Source organism: Gillisia lutea (genome assembly GCF_021568705.1).
Classification (GTDB): domain Bacteria; phylum Bacteroidota; class Bacteroidia; order Flavobacteriales; family Flavobacteriaceae; genus Gillisia; species Gillisia lutea.
The window spans coordinates 234,392-251,352 of sequence record NZ_JAKGTH010000010.1 but is presented as its reverse complement, the minus strand read 5'-3'; the positions used below and the strand labels follow the sequence as shown (position 1 = coordinate 251,352).

Sequence of the window (16,961 nt, the reverse complement as noted above, 5' to 3'; positions counted from 1 at the left end):
CTGGCGAAATAAAAAACTTATTTCAAGGCAGCTAAACTCTTCTTCAGCACCTCGATTTTTGCTTCTGCATCGGCCTGTTTTGCTTTTTCGACAGCCACAACGCTTTCAGGTGCATTATTTACAAAACGCTCATTTGATAGTTTCTTTTGAACCGATTTCAAGAAACCTTCCGTATAATTAAGTTCTTCAGTAAGTTTCTTTATTTCCTCCTCGACGTCTATAGCACCTTCCATAGGAATAAAGTACTCATTTGCTTTAACTCTAAAAGATAAAGCCCCGTCTACCTGTTGCGTTACATAATTGATATCAGCAATATTACACATCTTCTTAATTACAGGATTAAAATTTTCAGAAGCATTCTCAGCATTAAGAACTGCCAGGTTTATTTCATCTTTAAACGAAATGTTTTTAGATTTTCTAATAGTTCTTACTCCCGAAATCACTTCAGATGCAAATGAGAATTCATTAATTATGTTCTGGTCGACCTCAACAAATTCAGGCCATCTTGAAATAATTAATGCCTCTTCCGGAGTTCTACTTTTCAACTGCTGCCAGATCTCTTCAGAAACAAAAGGCACAAAAGGATGAAGGATCTTTAAATTATCTTCCAATATGCTTATTACCTCATCATAAGTCTTTTTATCAATTGCTTCACCGAAAGCCGGCTTCACCATTTCTAAGAACCAAGAACAATAGTCATCCCACACCAATTTGTAGGTTGCCATTAGAGCATCACTCATTCTATATTTAGAATAATGATCTTCAATTTCCAACAAGGTTTTTTGGAATTTTGCTTTATACCATTTTACGGCTAACTTGGCTGCTTCATTTTGTTGCTTATTCTCATCAACTTCCCAGCTATTAACCAGTTTAAAGGAATTCCATATTTTATTTATAAATCCGCTCCCTTGTTTACATAGGTCTTCATCAAACATAAGGTCATTCCCTGCAGGCGAACTTAGTAACATCCCCACTCTTACCCCGTCTGCCCCGTATTGATTTATTAATGCTAATGGGTCTGGAGAGTTTCCTAAAGATTTCGACATCTTACGGCGTTGTTTATCTCTAACAATCCCGGTTAAATACACATTCGTAAAAGGTTTCTCACCTCTATATTCATATCCCGCAATAATCATTCTTGCTACCCAAAAGAAAAGAATCTCCGGCGCAGTTACTAGGTCATTAGTAGGATAATAATAATTTATTTCCTTATTGTCCGGTTCGAGAATTCCATTAAAAACACTCATTGGCCATAACCAAGAAGAAAACCAAGTATCCAAAGCATCAGCATCCTGAGTAAGATCCGTTATGGTTAACGAGCTCTTTCCTGTTCTTTCAATTGCCTTTTCCAATGCTTTTTCAGCATTTTCAGCAACTACAAAATCTTCTTTTCCATCTCCATAGAAATATGCAGGTATTTGCTGTCCCCACCACAGTTGTCTTGAGATATTCCAATCTCTAACATTTTCCATCCAGTGCTTGTACGTATTTACAAACTTATCTGGCACTAAATTCACATCCTTATCCAGCACAGCATCTAAGGCAGGCTGAGCAAGATCTTTCATTTTCAAGAACCACTGGTCGCTTAACTTTGGCTCAATAACAGCACCAGTACGCTCACTAGTTCCCACTTTATTTATATGGGTTTCAGTTTTAACTAAAATTCCAAGTTCTTCTAATTCGTTTACTATTTTCTTTCTGGCATCAAATCGATCCATTCCTTTATAATGAAGCCCAAAGGAATTCAAAGTAGCATCATCATTAAAGATATCTATCACTTCAAGGTTATGGTGCTCACCAATAGCTTTATCATTTTCATCATGAGCCGGAGTTACTTTTAAACATCCTGTCCCAAATTCCACATCTACATAATCATCTTCAATAATTGGAATTGTACGGTTGGCTAATGGCACTATAGCTTTTTTACCTCGTAAATGGGCAAAACGCTCATCGTTGGGATTGATACATATTGCTGTATCTCCTAAAATAGTTTCGGGACGAGTAGTAGCAATTGTTACAGTTTCATCGCTATTCTCGATTTTATAATTTAAATAATATAAATTACCCTGTTTTTCCTGATAGATAACCTCTTCATCAGAAAGTGTGGTTTTCGCCTCAGGATCCCAATTCACCATTCTATAACCACGATAGATCAATCCTTTTTCATATAGATCTACGAAAACCTTAATTACAGAAGCCGACATAGTATCGTCCATAGTAAATTTAGTGCGCTCCCAATCACAAGAAGCTCCTAATTTCTTTAGCTGTTCTAAAATTATTCCGCCATGCTTATGCGTCCAATCCCAGGCATGTTCCAAAAATTCCTCACGAGTGAGGTCATTTTTATTAATACCCTCTGCTTTAAGCTTGGCTACAACTTTTGCCTCAGTGGCAATAGAAGCATGATCTGTACCCGGTACCCAACAGGCGTTAAAACCTTTAAATCGCGCTCTTCTAATTAATACATCCTGAATAGTATTATTAAGCATATGTCCCATATGCAGTACCCCTGTTACGTTTGGAGGAGGTATCACAATAGTATATGGAGTTCTTTCATCAACTTCAGAATGGAAGAAATTGTGTTCCATCCAGTAGTTATACCATTTATCTTCTACCTTTTGAGATTCGTAATTTTGGGATATCGCCATCTTTGGTCTAATTTTTGAAAAATAAGGGCAAAAGTACTCATTAGTTAAGGATAATAAAAGGAGTTGTTTTGCTAATACCTTTGGGTCTGAATCAAAATGACTTATCTTTACTATAATTAAAAAGAAAAATTATGAAAAAATTTCTTTCAGTTTTAATATTGATCATTGCCGGTTACACCAGTATGGCAGCCCAAAATGTTGCCAAATTCGAGTTTAAATCGGAAGTTATCGATTATGGAGAGATCGAGAAAAGAAGTAATGGAGTGCGGGTTTTCACTTTTAAAAATATAGGAAATGCCCCCTTGGTTATTGAAAATGTATATTCCAGCTGTGGATGTACAGTACCCACATGGACAAAAACGGCAATTTCGCCTGGCGGCAGTGGAGAAATCCAGGTTAAATATGACACCAGCCGAACAGGTCCCATAAGAAGAACCATTACGATTTATTCAAATGCCGATGAACCCACGAAAGCTATCAAGATTAAAGGAAAAGTTCTAGACCCGGAAGAAGAGATCTAAAATATAAAACTCCCAAATTGGGAGTTTTTTTATAGTATTTTTTCGAGTTTAAAGCTAACCACCTTTTCCACTCCTTTCCTTCTAATACGCAGTTTAACTCTTTTGCCTTGAGCAGCACTAAATATTTTATTAATTTGCTCTAAACTAAATTTATAGGTGGGTCTGCCATTAATTTCCAGTACAACATCATCAATCATTAACCCTTCTATTTCCGCAGGCGAACCGGGTCGAATTTCTACAATTTTATATTCTGGCTCCAGAACATATTTAATATCCACCTCGCTTTTAAAAGCAATTACTCCTCCATGAGTTTCATTTGGATCACCTTGAGGGATATAGTTTTCAATATCCTTCACTACCGTATAGCCATCATGCGCAAGTACGATCCCGCTCATATCATATTCAAAAGGATCTTTAAAATATTTATTAGGCTTTAGCCGAAGGCGCTCATTTTTATAATCGAAAGTTGAATGAAATCTTTTTAAAATTTGAGCTCCTATAGTTCCGTTGCGTTTATTGTAAGTATCAATTCCTGAAAAATATAAGGTATCTGGAAAGCTGGCAGTAACTTCTTTGAACTTAAATTTCCCTAATTTAAAACTCGGGATTCGACTTCTTAAGCCATAAACACTTCCACCCATTCCGTAACCCAAAAAATCTTCAAAATAAGTTTCCGGCACCACCACTCCACTTTTCGGATCTTGAAATAACCAAAGCGCATCTCCTGAACCACTATCAATTAATAAACTTACTATAAACTCATTTGTACCGTCAAGTCCGGCGATTACATCAATATAAGGTTTGTTTTTATGAAAGGTAAGTTTGAAATCTTCACATCTGGCACAGGATTTATAGTTATACTTATCATTCTTATAAGCTCTTAGTCTTTTCTTTGTGTAATTGAATTCAACTACAAAATCCTTAAAAAAATCATACCCTAAAATTCCATGTATTGGAACTCCTATTCTATTAGAAAGGCTGATCTCATGTTCATAAACGACATAGAAAGTTAAATTGCTATGAAAGGCAGAACCAATTTCTGCCACATTGCCCGTAGATTTTAACGCTCGCACCGGCTCTCCTTCGCCGAGCCCTCTCAAATAGATTACAGTAGCATTTTTAATTTCCAAAGAATCTTTTTCCTGCAAGCTGAACAGCACAGTAGAATCTACTCCAGTATCCAGTAGAAAGGACAACTCCACCCCGTTAATACCAACCGGAATAACTACCAGATCATTTACAAGTTCAAACTTGAGATCGAAGTAATCTTTATTGTCACTAATATTAAAATCATCTTGAGCAGCCAAAGAAAAAGGCAGAAGGGCACAAAAAAAGAAGGACCAGAAAAAATATCTCAATTTTTTCTTTAAAATACAAAAAATCCTGAGATAATTGATAATTCTTAATCAGTCTATCTGCTTTTAATTTTGCATTTTTGCATGGAAAAAATAATTAAAGCTATGCCTAAAATTTCAGTTAAAGGGAATTCCATGCCGGAATCACCAATAAGAAAATTAGTTCCATTTGCGGAAAAAGCAGTAAAAAACGGAAAAAAGATATACTTACTTAATATTGGTCAGCCAGACATAAAATCGCCTGCAGCTGCCATGGATGCGGTAAGAAACCATGATATTGAAGTATTATCCTACAGTCATTCCGCAGGATTTGAAGGATATAGAAAAAAATTGGCTGACTACTATAATAAAACAGCTATACCAGTAACCAGTGAAGAAATAATTATTACTACCGGTGGTTCGGAAGCGCTGCTTTTTGCAATGGGTAGCATTGCCGATACAGGAGATGAAATTATTATTCCTGAACCATTTTATGCCAATTATAATGGATTTGCAACCGCTTCCGGAGTTAAAATTGTTCCGGTTGAATCTAAAATAGAAACCAATTTCGCCTTACCTCCTATTAGTGAATTCGAAAAGTTAATCACGCCAAAAACAAAGGCAATTCTTATATGTAACCCCGGAAATCCAACCGGGTATCTGTATACAAAAGAAGAAATTCAGCAATTGGCAGAAATCGCTATAAAGCATGATATTTTTGTGGTTGCCGATGAGGTATACCGCGAATTTGCATACGATGGCGCCAAGCATTACTCAATAATGAGCATTCCTGGAATGGAACAACATGCAATTATGATAGATTCTGTTTCTAAAAGATACAGCATGTGCGGAGCCAGAATTGGATGCTTAGTTTCCAAAAATAAAGAAGTAATTAATACTGCTATGAAGTTTGCACAGGCCAGATTAAGTCCGCCAACTTTTGAGCAAATAGCCAGCGAAGCAGCATTAGACACCCCACAAAGTTATTTTGATGATGTTATTAAAGAATATACTTCAAGAAGAAATCTTTTAATATCCGGTCTAGAAGAAATAGAAGGTGTAAAAGTTGCGGTTCCAAAGGGAGCTTTTTACTGTATTGCGGAACTACCGGTTACCAATGCCGATGATTTTGCAAAATGGCTTTTGGAAGATTACCAATTAAATAATGAGACTATTATGGTAGCCCCGGCTGCCGGGTTCTATTCTACTCCAAATACAGGACTCAACCAGGTAAGGATAGCATACGTATTAAAAAAGGAAGATCTTGAAAAAGCAATAAACATATTGAAAGAAGCATTAATAGCATATAACAAATAATGAAGGTTTTGCATAATGTATCTTTAAAAGACTATAACACATTTGGGATAGATGTGAAGGCACAAAACTTCATATCTGTAACTAATGTTGCGGAACTTGAAAAAGTACTTCAAAAAATCTATGCTGAAGAACTTTTCATTTTAGGTGGTGGTAGCAATATGCTATTAACCAGAGATATCGAGAAGACGGTATTACATATAGATATAAAAGGGAAGCGCGTAGTAGAAGACTTAGAAGATTACATTATTGTGGAAGCCGCTGCGGGAGAGAATTGGCATGAATTTGTGCTATGGACTCTCAGTAATAACTGGGGTGGCCTGGAGAATTTATCTCTCATTCCCGGGAATGTTGGCACCTCTCCAATCCAAAATATTGGCGCCTATGGGGTAGAGCTAAAAGATAGCTTTATTTCCTGTGAAGCTATAAATATACAGACCTTAGAAAAAGTCACTTTCATTAATGCTGACTGTGAATTTGGATACCGAAATTCCATTTTTAAGAGCAAAGTTAAAGGCAAGTATATTATTACAAGTGTAAGGTTTAAGCTAAGTACACATGCGCATAACATTCGCACCAATTATGGCGACATAAATGCATCACTGGAAGAGGCGGAAGTAGTTAAGCCCACTATTCAAGATATTTCAAAGGCCGTTATTAAAATACGACAGCAAAAACTACCCAACCCGGCAGAACTGGGAAATAGTGGAAGTTTTTTTAAAAACCCGGTTATTCCAACCGAAGACTTGAAAAGTTTAAAATTGGAATATCCTGAAATCCCCTCTTATGAAGTTTCTGAACATGAGTATAAGATTCCGGCGGGATGGTTAATAGATAAGGCGGGCCTTAAAGGCTATCGCATCGGGGATGCGGGAGTGCATAAAAATCAAGCCTTAGTATTAGTTAATTATGGAAATGCCAGTGGGGAAGACATTCTTACTTTAGCCCAAGAAGTTCAACATAAAGTCTTTGATAAATTCAGGGTGAAATTAGAACCTGAAGTCAATATTTTTTAAATAAAAAATCCCGCAAATGCGGGATTTTTAGTTTTATTGTGCTTTTAATTAAGACTTTTTCATCACAACAGCATCAATCTCATGAACTACACCGTTTGAAGCTTCAATATCAGCTTTTACAATAGTAGCAGTTTTACCATTTCCATCCTTTAACACAACATTCTCACCACTCATCATCGCAGTTAATTCTCCACCTCCAACGGTACTGAATTTATAAGAACCATCATTTTCCTTGATTTTGTTTTTCAAGTCTTCAGCAGTGATTTTATCTTTAACTACATGATATTGTAAAACATCTTTAAGATCACCTTTACCTTCTTCGGTCATTAATTTATCTAGAGTTGCCTTTGGCACTTTCGCAAAGGCATCATTAGTAGGAGCAAAAACTGTATATGGCCCTTCATCCTCTTTCATCATTGTGGCAAGTTCAGCAGATTGTAATGCTGAAACTAAAGTACTAAGCTCGGCAGTTGCCATGGCTTTAGCTGCAATACTGTTAGATTCCATTTCCATTTTTGCTTCATTGGCTTTCATTTCAGCCTCTCTTTCGGCTTCAACGCGTTCCATTTCAATCTTGTCTTTCTCTTCTTGCTCCTTCTTCTTGTTATCTTCACAAGACGTAAAAGCAATTGCTGATAATGCAGCAACTATTATTAAATTTTTGATTTTCATAATTTAAGTTTTTTGTTAATTAATTGATGCAAGTTACCACCGATGCCCATATTATTGTTTTTTTTTCAACTAAAGTTTAGTTAAATATTGTAAAGGTTATACTAATAATAGAATTAGTTTTTAAGGCGTGTATTTTATTCTTATTTTTGCAATCTAAAATTTAGTTATGAAATTACTACTTATAACAGTTATCTTACTAGGTTTAGCATTCGCAGGAATCGCTATTAAAATATGGGGAAAGAAAGATGGTAAATTTGCCGGTACATGTGCCAGCCAAAGTCCTTTTCTGAATAAAGAAGGAGAATCTTGCAGTTTTTGCGGAAAATTACCGGAAGAAATGGGAGATTGCGCTAATACCGAAAAAGGAAACTAACCTGTATGGCAATAACTTTACTAGTCGCATTCTTAATCTTTTCGATTATAAATATCCTATTTTACATAGGATATTTTAGTTTTTCAGCAGCAAAGAGTCAGAACACAACTGCTACAAATATTCCCGTTTCTGTAATTATTTGCGCTAAAAATGAAGCTGAGAATTTAAAGCAATTCATACCCAATATATTAAACCAGGAATATTCCAATTTCGAGGTAATACTTATCAACGATGCTTCTTCTGATGACACCTTTGAAGTTATGGAAAATTTCCGTGATATTGACCCTAGAGTTAAGCTGGTAAATGTTGAAAACAATGAAGCTTTTTGGGGCAAGAAGAAATATGCACTTACCTTGGGGATAAAAAAAGCTAGCAATCCTTATTTATTATTCACTGACGCCGATTGTGTTCCTGAATCTAATCTCTGGATCCAGAAAATGGTAATCAATTTTATAGACGAAAAATCTATAGTGTTGGGCTATGGCGGTTACTTCAAACAAAAATTATCGTTTTTAAATAAGCTTATTCGTTTCGAGACAATGCTAACGGCAATTCAATATTTCTCATACTCCAAACTAGGGATTCCATACATGGGAGTGGGAAGAAACCTCGCATATACATCAGCCGAATTTTACAATCAAAATGGATTTGCAACTCATTTACATTTAAAATCGGGAGATGACGATCTTTTTGTGAACCAAGCCGCTACTAAATTCAACACAGCGATTTGTTTCGACAAAGACGCCATCACCAGAAGTGTTCCCAAATCGGATTATAAAAGCTGGATCCAACAGAAGAGAAGACATATAACAACTGCCAAATACTATAAATTCAATCATAAATTATTATTAGGAACCTTTTTTCTATCGCAATTAGTATTTTGGATTTTATTTATTGGACTCTTAGCCCTCCAATTTTACTGGCCAATAGTTTTGGGAGTGTTTATTTTAAGACTTATTATACAGTATATCGTCTTTTGGAAATCGGCGAAAAAATTAGATGAATTGGATTTGCTTTGGGCTATCCCGGTGTTGGAATTCTTTTTAATATTAATACAAATAGGTATCTTTAGCTCCAATCTCTTTTCAAAACCAACCAATTGGAAATAAATCCGGGGAATTTAATTAGCCAAATTAAGCTGGCTCAGGAAGGGAACCAAGCCGCCTTTAAATTTTTACTGGACACTTTCTGGGCAGATGTGTACATGTTTCAGCTAAAAAGAACCAGGAATGAATATGATGCCGAAGAGATTACTATTCAAACTTTCTCTAAAGCTTTTGATAAGCTGGAAACTTTCGACATCAATTACTCCTTTAAAACTTGGCTAATTACCATTTCCAAAAACATTCATATCGATCTTATAAGGAAACAGAAAAGCTCCATTCGAGCCCACACTTCGGAAGATGAAACCGAAAAAGTCTATACAGTAGCCGATGAAACCCCATCTATTGAAGACACTTTGATTAATGAACAGCATTTGGCTCAATTGCTTAGTGACATTAAGCAGTTAAAACCTCCCTACCAGGAGATCATCAATTTGAGATATTTCCAGGAAAAATCTTATAAAGAGATCGCAGCATACTTGGACGAACCAATGAGCAATGTGAAAGTTCGTTTGCTACGAGCTAAAAAATTATTAGCTCAAATTATCGAGTCAAGAAAGTAATATGCACTGCTTAAAGTCTCCCCTCCTTATTAACTGATTTCACCTTATTATTGTATCTTTGCGCCATAGAATTTTGATATGATAACAGATACTATAACTACCCCAAAATCAGCTCCAAAACCTAAGTGGTTACGTGTAAAACTTCCTACCGGAAAAAAATACACAGAACTTAGAGGACTGGTCGATAAATATGATCTTCATACCATTTGCACTTCGGGAAGCTGCCCAAATATGGGAGAATGCTGGAGCGAGGGAACTGCCACCTTCATGATATTAGGAAATGTATGTACGCGTTCCTGCGGATTTTGTGGCGTAAAAACCGGTCGACCTGATACCGTAGATTGGGATGAACCTGAAAAAGTTGCTCGCTCCATTAAGCTTATGAAAATTAAGCATGCTGTAATTACAAGTGTAGATAGAGACGACTTAAAAGATATGGGTTCCATTCTTTGGGCAGAAACAGTGAAGGCCATTAGAAGAATGAATCCAGAAACCACTTTGGAAACACTTATCCCTGATTTTCAAGGCAATGAAAGAAATATAGATCGTATTATCGAGGTAAACCCGGAAGTTGTTTCTCATAATATGGAAACTGTTAAGCGTCTTACCCGAGAGGTAAGAATACAGGCAAAATACGAGCGTAGCCTTGAAGTTTTAAGATATTTAAAGGATCAGGGTATTGCCAGAACAAAGTCGGGAATTATGCTAGGTTTAGGCGAAACTGAAGAAGAGGTAATTCAAACTCTAAAAGATCTTAGAAGTGTGAATCTTGATATTGTAACAATTGGACAATATCTACAACCAAGTAAAAGGCATTTACCCGTAAAACAGTTTATTACTCCCGATCAATTCAAAAAATACGAAACTATAGGTTTGGAATTAGGTTTCCGACATGTAGAAAGCGGAGCCTTAGTGAGATCTTCCTATAAAGCACAAAAGCATCTAACGTAATTTCCACAAGAGAGTTTAAATGGCAAAGAAAATAAGAATTGCGATCAATGGATTTGGTCGCATTGGTCGTAATCTATTTCGATTAGTAATTGACAATGAAACTATAGAAGTTGTTGCCATTAATGATCTTGCTGATGCTGTAACCCTTACCCACTTATTAAAATACGATAGTATCCATGGAAAACTTGGGTGCAAGGTTACTTCAGAAAATTCTACTATTTTAATAAAGGGCAGGTCTATTCCTGTTCTAAACAAAAAACACCCACAGGAAATTGAGTGGAGTAAGCACAAAGTTGATTATGTTATTGAGAGTACCGGCAAATTCAAAACAACCGAAGATCTAAAACACCATCTTCAAGAAGGAGTAAAAAAAGTAATTTTATCAGCCCCTCCAGAAGATGACACTATAAAAATGGTTGTTTTAGGGGTAAACGAAAATATTCTGGATGGATCAGAAAAAATAATTTCCAATGCCTCCTGTACCACCAATAATGCAGCCCCAATGCTAGATGTTATCAATAAGAATTTTGGGGTAAAACATGCATATATTTCAACCATACACTCTTATACTTCTGATCAAAGCTTACACGACCAACCTCATCGCGACCTGAGAAGATCTCGTGCTGCGGCCCAATCTATAATTCCCACGACTACGGGAGCCGCAAAAGCACTGACTAAAATTTTCCCCGAGCTTAGCGATGTTATTGGAGGCTGCGGGATTAGAGTACCAGTTCCCAACGGATCGCTTACCGATATGACACTAAATGTGCTTAAAGAAACTAGCATAGAAGAAGTAAATGCTGTTTTTAAAGAAGCATCAGAAACCTATCTCAAGAATTACCTGAGCTACACCGACGAACCCATTGTTTCTATTGATATAAATGGAGATACTCATTCCTGTATATACGATTCTAAAATGACCTCGGTTATAGGGGGGAATTTAATAAAACTGATTGGCTGGTATGATAATGAAATAGGATATTCTAGCCGCCTTATTGATTTAATTTCTTTCATTTCAAGATAATACCTATATTTAACAACATTTAACAATCATTTGCATCAGTAGGAAGCCCCCATGAAAAACTTATACTTCTTGTTACTTCTTCTCTTGAGTGGTTACACTATGGTGGCTTTTCAACCAAAGAACGACAGTGAAATTTCGGATGCAAATAGCAATATTGAAAGACTCTTAAATGAGGCAGAATTATCTATCAATATTCTAGATTTTGAGAAAGCACTTAATCAACTTACCACCGCTCTCGAACTTTCTAAACAAATAAATAACCAGAAATACATTGCGCTTTCCAGTGGAATTTTAGCACAGTTATATTATGTAAGGCATGACCCAGATAGAGCGATAGATCAAATTCAACGCGCCATCTCCATTCAGCGAGAGATAAATGATGATAATGGTTTGGCTTACAGCTATCTCAGTTACGCCAAAATCTTTAATTATAAACGAGATTTCCCTCGTGCCAACAATTATTTGAATCTTGCCGAAGACATTTATAGAAAAGAAAACAATCAGGAATATTTAGGCCTGGTAAGCCTGAATCGAGCCATAGTAACCATTAATCTCGATCAGTCAAAAAGCAATCTTGAACATGCTCTTGAACAACTGAAATATGCTGAAAAACATCTAAAAAACAGTGATAATTTATATGAAAAAACTAGGCTTTATTATTATAAAGCCAGAGCATATCAGTATCTGAATAATTTTCCAGAAGCTGAAAAAGCGGCATTTACAGCTCTTGGAATTGGTGAAAAAAAATCTTTTGGGGGAGTCTTATTAAATACCAATAGATTACTTAGCGAGATCTACGAATCGGAGAAAAAATATGACAAATCTCTTACATACTTAAAAAATAGCAACCACGTACGGGATTCTATTTTTGACATGAACAAAGAAGCACTGGCAATTGAAGCCAATACCAGATTTAATGTAGATGCCATGCGCGCCAACTTAAACGAACTTACCGAAGAAAATGCAGAACAGGTACGTGAAATTAAAATAAAGAAACTCACTACTATTTTGAGCGTTGCTTTAATTACCATCTTATCCCTTTTAACTTTATCACTTTATAAAAACAATAACCTTAGAGCGAGAGCCAATGACTTGCTTCAAAAGAAAAACGACGAACTTACCTTAGCAAAGGAAAATGCTGAAAAAGCTTCATTAGCCAAAGCACAGTTTCTTTCTACTATAACTCATGAGTTAAGAACTCCATTATATGCTGTAACGGGATTAACACATTTATTGCTTGAAGAAAGTCCAACTCCCAATCAAAAAGAGCATTTAAACTCCCTTAAATTTTCAGGGGAATACCTGTTATCTCTTATTAATAACATTCTGGATCTCAATAAGCTTGAAGCAAAAAAGGTGGAGATTTTAGACACTTCGTTCAATTTGGAAAAACGAATTTCTGATGTGCTGGTAGCATTAAAGAATTCAGCTGATGATAAGAATACAAAGCTCCATTTTAATTTTGATCAGGACATCCCTAAAAAACTAAAAGGAGACCCTTTAAAAATATCACAGATATTGATCAACTTAATTGGCAACTCCATTAAATTCACCGAAAACGGGGACATATGGATAACCGTAAGAAGAATTAATCAAATTGGCCAGCAGTTATTTTTACATTTTGAAATAAAGGATAATGGCGAAGGTATTACCAAAGAAAAGCAAACTGCTATATTTGAGAATTTCACTCAAGGGTCTCTTCAAATAAACAGAAAGTTTGGAGGCACAGGATTGGGCTTATCTATTGTTAAGAATTTACTTAACCTAATGAATAGTGAGATACACTTGGACAGTGATTTGGGGAAAGGTTCAACATTTAGTTTCGATCTTAGGTTTGAAGCATTTGAACAACCATTAAGTTCTACAATACCTGCTGGGGCCGAGAACATTCCTGTTTCTAATGAAATTTTACGTAATAAGAATATTCTTATTGTAGAAGACAATAAAATAAACCAAATGATAACGCGAAAAATACTTGAGAAACACCAGGTAATTTGCGATGTTGCCGATAATGGAACTCTTGCCATTGAAAAGGCCAAAGGCACTAAATTCGATCTTATTTTAATGGATATCCACATGCCGGGAATAAGCGGAATAGAAGCCACTGTTGAAATTAGAAAATTTGATGCACAAATTCCCATTGTGGCTTTAACTGCGGTTACCTTAGATGAGAATCTGGATGAGTTTTATTTAAATGGATTTACCGACATTATCCCAAAACCCTATAAAACAGAGGAATTTTTCTACAAGATAAATATGCACATTGCAGCAAATATACATGCCTAGCTTTTTTGGCATACTGCTTGCAAACCATTAGGCAAATTGAATTATATAGAAGAGTTTTATATAGTTTGAATTAGCCAAAATAAAATGAGGTGCATCGTGCACCTCATTTTTCATTTAAGATATAGCGTTCAATTTGGGAATCAAATTCTAAACCGGAGTTAATGAATTTCATTTTAATTGGAATCTTATATAAATTAGGATGGTTCAAAACCCCTTTTAATCGCATATAATCCTTTTCCGTTGTCAGCACTATAGGAGCCGCAGCAATTTTTTCTAAATCGGAACTAGTGAAATTGTGGTGATCGGGAAAATCGAGATGATCATAATTTATCTGCAGGCCATCCAGATAATCACATAAAGGTTTGGGCTTAGCAATACCTGTCACTAAAGTCACTTTTTGATCAGCCAGTGAAGTGATTAATCCCATTTTATTTTCTTTATATAGATGCTTGCTATAAGCTATATAGCTAAAGAAAAGTTTTTGATAAGCCTCTAACTTCAAACTTTCCCTGATCTTTGCCTGAGCTCTACTATTGAGATCTCTAGGGCATTTGGTTACCACTACTATATTTGCTCGCTTGGCACCAGCTCTAGGCTCCCTAAGATCACCCATAGGTAATATGTAATCTTTAGAGTATAACTGCCCGTAGGTGGTTAAAAGAATATATAAACCCGCTCTCACTTTCCTGTGTTGAAAAGCATCATCCAGCAGTACAACCTCTGGGGCACATTTTTCCTGAAGAACACTAATACCACGAACTCTTTTTTCATCTACCGCAACTATACTATCCTTGAATTTCGTTTTAAACTGAAGCGGCTCATCCCCTACTTCAGTAGCATCATCGGTTTCCTTCAATAAATGAAATCCTTTGGTTGCTCTCCCATAGCCCCTGCTTAATGTAGCTGTTTTGTAATTCGGCCCCAAAAGCACCAGTAGGTATTCTATCATGGGGGTTTTCCCCGTTCCCCCAACACTCAGATTTCCCACACAAATAACAGGTATAGAAAAGGAAGTAGATTTAAATACTCCTGAATCGTATAAAAAATTACGAATCAGAATAATAATGCCATAAACCAAGGCTAAGGGAAAAAGGATTTTTCGAAGTATACTCATTGTAACGAAAGTATAATATTTATATTTGAATTAAAATACTATCACATGTTAATTGCAGAGGTTATTAATCACCTAGAAGATTTCGCTCCCATCGCCACCGCAGAAGATTTTGACAATGTTGGCTTATTAGTAGGTAGCCCTAACACAACACTTACCGGAATTTTAATTACTCACGATACTCTTGAAGAAGTAGTAGATGAAGCCATTGAAAAGAACTGTAATTTAATTGTGAGCTTTCACCCTATTATCTTTTCAGGTTTGAAAAAATTTAATGGGAATACCTATGTTGAAAGAACTGTAATTAAAGCTATCAAAAACAATATTGCAATTTATGCAATTCACACCGCATTAGACAATCATTTTCAAGGAGTTAACCGCGCTATGTGCGATAAACTTAGCCTGAAAAACATTGAAATACTTATTCCTAAAAAAAACAGTATTCAAAAACTAACCACATATGTTCCCAATGCTCAAGCAGATATGCTTAGAGCTAAATTATTTGAGGCGGGCGCCGGTAACATAGGAAACTATGAACAATGTAGCTTTAATATTGAAGGTCTCGGAAGCTTTAAACCTACTTCCAACGCGACCCCCTCTATTGGCGAAAAAGGAAAATTGCATTATGAGAATGAAACCCAAATTGGAGTTATATTCCCTAAGCATGCACAAAAAAATGTAACGAAAGCGCTGTTTAGCAATCATCCATATGAAGAAGTTGCTTATGAGATCGTCAATTTAGAGAATGAGCATCAGGAAATGGGGCTGGGAATGATAGGCGATTTAGAGCAGGAAATGGATGAGAAAGCTTTTTTAGAATTGGTTAAGCAAACTTTTAAAACAGGAGGAATTCGCCATTCTGCCCTATTAGGAAAAGCAGTTAAAAGAGTGGCAGTTCTTGGTGGAAGTGGCGGCTTTGCCATTGAAAATGCAACTAGAGCTAAAGCCGATTTCTATATTACAGCAGATCTTAAATATCATGACTTCTACAAAGCCGAGCAAAAGCTGGTAGTTGCCGATATTGGGCATTATGAAAGTGAGAGATACACAAAAAACTTATTACATTCGTATCTTAGTAAAAAAATTAGTAATTTTGCGCTTATTTTAGCGAATACACAAACCAATCCTATCAAGTATTATTAACTATGGCAAAAAAAACCGATGTTACTGTAGAAGAGAAGTTAAGAGCGTTGTACGATCTTCAACTAATTGACTCTAGAATAGACGAAATTAGAAATGTACGAGGTGAACTTCCGTTGGAGGTAGAAGACTTAGAAGATGAAGTAGCCGGATTAAATACACGTATACAAAAATTAAATGCCGATCTTGAGGTTTACGACAACGACATTAAGAGCAAAAAGAATCTTATTGAAGATGCTAAAACGGCGATTAAAAAATACAGCGAGCAACAAAAAAATGTTCGTAACAACCGTGAATTTAACGCGTTGAGTAAAGAAGTTGAATTCCAGGAATTGGAAATTGAACTTGCCGAAAAACACATCAAAGAATATAAAGCTCAAATTGAGCAAAAGAAAGAAGTGATCGTTCAAACACAAGAACGTTTGGAAGATAGAGAAAAACACCTCGCTCACAAAAAAGGCGAATTAGATGCTATTCTTTCTGAAACTCAAAAAGAAGAAGAAGCTTTAGCTAAAAAATCTGATGAGTACGAAAATCAAATCGAGCAAAGACTTATTAGTGCCTATAAACGCATTAGAAATAATGTAAAAAATGGTTTGGCTGTTGTTCCCATTGAACGTGGCGCTTCAGGTGGTTCTTACTTCACTATTCCTCCACAGGTAATTGTAGAGATAGCTAGCAGAAGAAAGATTATTACCGATGAGCATAGTGGTAGAATCCTTGTTGATGAGGATCTAGCTAAAGAAGAACAAGAAAAAATGCAAAAATTCTTTTCTAAAATATAGTTTTTGCACACTTCAATAATACAAAGGACCTACTAAGGTCCTTTTTTTTGTTTTAGCATTAACATCTGTTTTACAAATTAGCTTGATTATTATCCTAACTTTAATCACTAACACCTAAAC

General features: G+C 35.8%; 15 protein-coding genes. 11 read left to right on the top strand and 4 right to left on the bottom strand.

The window, feature by feature from the left end; genetic code table 11:
• Positions 1 to 17 precede the first annotated feature (17 nt).
• Positions 18 to 2,648: a valine--tRNA ligase gene (locus L1I30_RS12220; RefSeq protein ID WP_236134577.1), complete on the bottom strand. Its 2,631-nt coding sequence runs from the start codon at positions 2,646 to 2,648 to the stop codon at positions 18 to 20.
• Between the two features lie 131 nt (positions 2,649 to 2,779).
• Here L1I30_RS12220 and L1I30_RS12215 point away from each other — a divergent pair, with 131 nt between their 5' ends.
• On the top strand, positions 2,780 to 3,169 hold the full coding sequence (locus tag L1I30_RS12215; protein WP_236134576.1) for a DUF1573 domain-containing protein: 390 nt from the start codon (positions 2,780 to 2,782) through the stop codon (positions 3,167 to 3,169).
• 29 nt (positions 3,170 to 3,198) lie between these two features.
• On the opposite strand, the gene L1I30_RS12210 is transcribed toward L1I30_RS12215, so the two are convergent.
• On the bottom strand, positions 3,199 to 4,527 hold the full coding sequence (locus tag L1I30_RS12210) for a retropepsin-like aspartic protease (protein WP_236134575.1): 1,329 nt from the start codon (positions 4,525 to 4,527) through the stop codon (positions 3,199 to 3,201).
• Positions 4,528 to 4,629: 102 nt separating this feature from the next.
• Between L1I30_RS12210 and L1I30_RS12205 the strand changes: the two genes are divergently transcribed.
• A complete protein-coding gene (locus tag L1I30_RS12205; RefSeq protein WP_236134651.1) occupies positions 4,630 to 5,820 on the top strand; it encodes a pyridoxal phosphate-dependent aminotransferase in 1,191 nt (396 codons plus the stop codon).
• Complete coding sequence (gene murB / locus L1I30_RS12200; RefSeq protein WP_236134574.1) at positions 5,820 to 6,833, top strand: UDP-N-acetylmuramate dehydrogenase; 1,014 nt, start codon at positions 5,820 to 5,822, stop codon at positions 6,831 to 6,833. Before L1I30_RS12205 ends, murB begins: the two co-directional genes overlap by 1 nt.
• Positions 6,834 to 6,881: 48 nt before the next feature.
• Here the strand turns inward: murB and L1I30_RS12195 are convergent, their stop codons facing one another.
• On the bottom strand, positions 6,882 to 7,505 hold the full coding sequence (locus L1I30_RS12195; RefSeq protein ID WP_236134573.1) for a fasciclin domain-containing protein: 624 nt from the start codon (positions 7,503 to 7,505) through the stop codon (positions 6,882 to 6,884).
• Positions 7,506 to 7,671: 166 nt separating this feature from the next.
• Between L1I30_RS12195 and L1I30_RS12190 the strand changes: the two genes are divergently transcribed.
• From L1I30_RS12190 to L1I30_RS12165, 6 genes are all read left to right on the top strand, one after another.
• Entirely contained in the window at positions 7,672 to 7,878 is a 207-nt protein-coding gene (locus tag L1I30_RS12190; protein ID WP_236134572.1) for a membrane or secreted protein, read from the top strand.
• A 5-nt stretch (positions 7,879 to 7,883) separates the two neighbouring features.
• Positions 7,884 to 8,987, top strand: a complete 1,104-nt coding sequence (locus tag L1I30_RS12185; RefSeq protein WP_236134571.1) for a glycosyltransferase — start codon at positions 7,884 to 7,886, stop codon at positions 8,985 to 8,987.
• Positions 8,978 to 9,544, top strand: a complete 567-nt coding sequence (locus L1I30_RS12180) for an RNA polymerase sigma factor (protein ID WP_236134570.1) — start codon at positions 8,978 to 8,980, stop codon at positions 9,542 to 9,544. Before L1I30_RS12185 ends, L1I30_RS12180 begins: the two co-directional genes overlap by 10 nt.
• A 78-nt stretch (positions 9,545 to 9,622) precedes the next feature.
• On the top strand, positions 9,623 to 10,495 hold the full coding sequence (lipA, locus tag L1I30_RS12175; protein WP_236134569.1) for a lipoyl synthase: 873 nt from the start codon (positions 9,623 to 9,625) through the stop codon (positions 10,493 to 10,495).
• Positions 10,496 to 10,514: 19 nt separating this feature from the next.
• On the top strand, positions 10,515 to 11,519 hold the full coding sequence (gene gap, locus L1I30_RS12170) for a type I glyceraldehyde-3-phosphate dehydrogenase (RefSeq protein ID WP_236134568.1): 1,005 nt from the start codon (positions 10,515 to 10,517) through the stop codon (positions 11,517 to 11,519).
• A gap of 51 nt (positions 11,520 to 11,570) precedes the next feature.
• On the top strand, positions 11,571 to 13,805 hold the full coding sequence (locus tag L1I30_RS12165) for a tetratricopeptide repeat-containing hybrid sensor histidine kinase/response regulator (protein ID WP_236134567.1): 2,235 nt from the start codon (positions 11,571 to 11,573) through the stop codon (positions 13,803 to 13,805).
• 103 nt (positions 13,806 to 13,908) lie between these two features.
• On the opposite strand, the gene lpxK is transcribed toward L1I30_RS12165, so the two are convergent.
• Positions 13,909 to 14,919 (bottom strand): tetraacyldisaccharide 4'-kinase, encoded by a 1,011-nt coding sequence (gene lpxK, locus L1I30_RS12160; protein ID WP_236134566.1) that lies wholly within the window; start codon positions 14,917 to 14,919, stop codon positions 13,909 to 13,911.
• Positions 14,920 to 14,964: 45 nt separating this feature from the next.
• Here lpxK and L1I30_RS12155 point away from each other — a divergent pair, with 45 nt between their 5' ends.
• On the top strand, positions 14,965 to 16,059 hold the full coding sequence (locus tag L1I30_RS12155; protein ID WP_236134565.1) for a Nif3-like dinuclear metal center hexameric protein: 1,095 nt from the start codon (positions 14,965 to 14,967) through the stop codon (positions 16,057 to 16,059).
• A 2-nt stretch (positions 16,060 to 16,061) separates the two neighbouring features.
• Positions 16,062 to 16,841, top strand: a complete 780-nt coding sequence (locus L1I30_RS12150) for a zinc ribbon domain-containing protein (protein ID WP_236134564.1) — start codon at positions 16,062 to 16,064, stop codon at positions 16,839 to 16,841.
• Positions 16,842 to 16,961: the final 120 nt, after the last annotated feature.

Bases quoted from the DNA above. Each gene is read 5' to 3' on its own strand.
- L1I30_RS12220 (WP_236134577.1), bottom strand. From the start codon at position 2,648: ATGGCGATATCCCAAAATTACGAATCTCAAAAGGTAGAAGATAAATGG.
- L1I30_RS12215 (WP_236134576.1), top strand. From the start codon at position 2,780: ATGAAAAAATTTCTTTCAGTTTTAATATTGATCATTGCCGGTTACACC.
- L1I30_RS12205 (WP_236134651.1), top strand. From the start codon at position 4,630: ATGCCTAAAATTTCAGTTAAAGGGAATTCCATGCCGGAATCACCAATA.
- murB (WP_236134574.1), top strand. From the start codon at position 5,820: ATGAAGGTTTTGCATAATGTATCTTTAAAAGACTATAACACATTTGGG.
- L1I30_RS12195 (WP_236134573.1), bottom strand. From the start codon at position 7,505: ATGAAAATCAAAAATTTAATAATAGTTGCTGCATTATCAGCAATTGCT.
- L1I30_RS12190 (WP_236134572.1), top strand. From the start codon at position 7,672: ATGAAATTACTACTTATAACAGTTATCTTACTAGGTTTAGCATTCGCA.
- L1I30_RS12185 (WP_236134571.1), top strand. From the start codon at position 7,884: ATGGCAATAACTTTACTAGTCGCATTCTTAATCTTTTCGATTATAAAT.
- lipA (WP_236134569.1), top strand. From the start codon at position 9,623: ATGATAACAGATACTATAACTACCCCAAAATCAGCTCCAAAACCTAAG.
- gap (WP_236134568.1), top strand. From the start codon at position 10,515: ATGGCAAAGAAAATAAGAATTGCGATCAATGGATTTGGTCGCATTGGT.
- L1I30_RS12165 (WP_236134567.1), top strand. From the start codon at position 11,571: ATGAAAAACTTATACTTCTTGTTACTTCTTCTCTTGAGTGGTTACACT.
- lpxK (WP_236134566.1), bottom strand. From the start codon at position 14,919: ATGAGTATACTTCGAAAAATCCTTTTTCCCTTAGCCTTGGTTTATGGC.
- L1I30_RS12155 (WP_236134565.1), top strand. From the start codon at position 14,965: ATGTTAATTGCAGAGGTTATTAATCACCTAGAAGATTTCGCTCCCATC.
- L1I30_RS12150 (WP_236134564.1), top strand. From the start codon at position 16,062: ATGGCAAAAAAAACCGATGTTACTGTAGAAGAGAAGTTAAGAGCGTTG.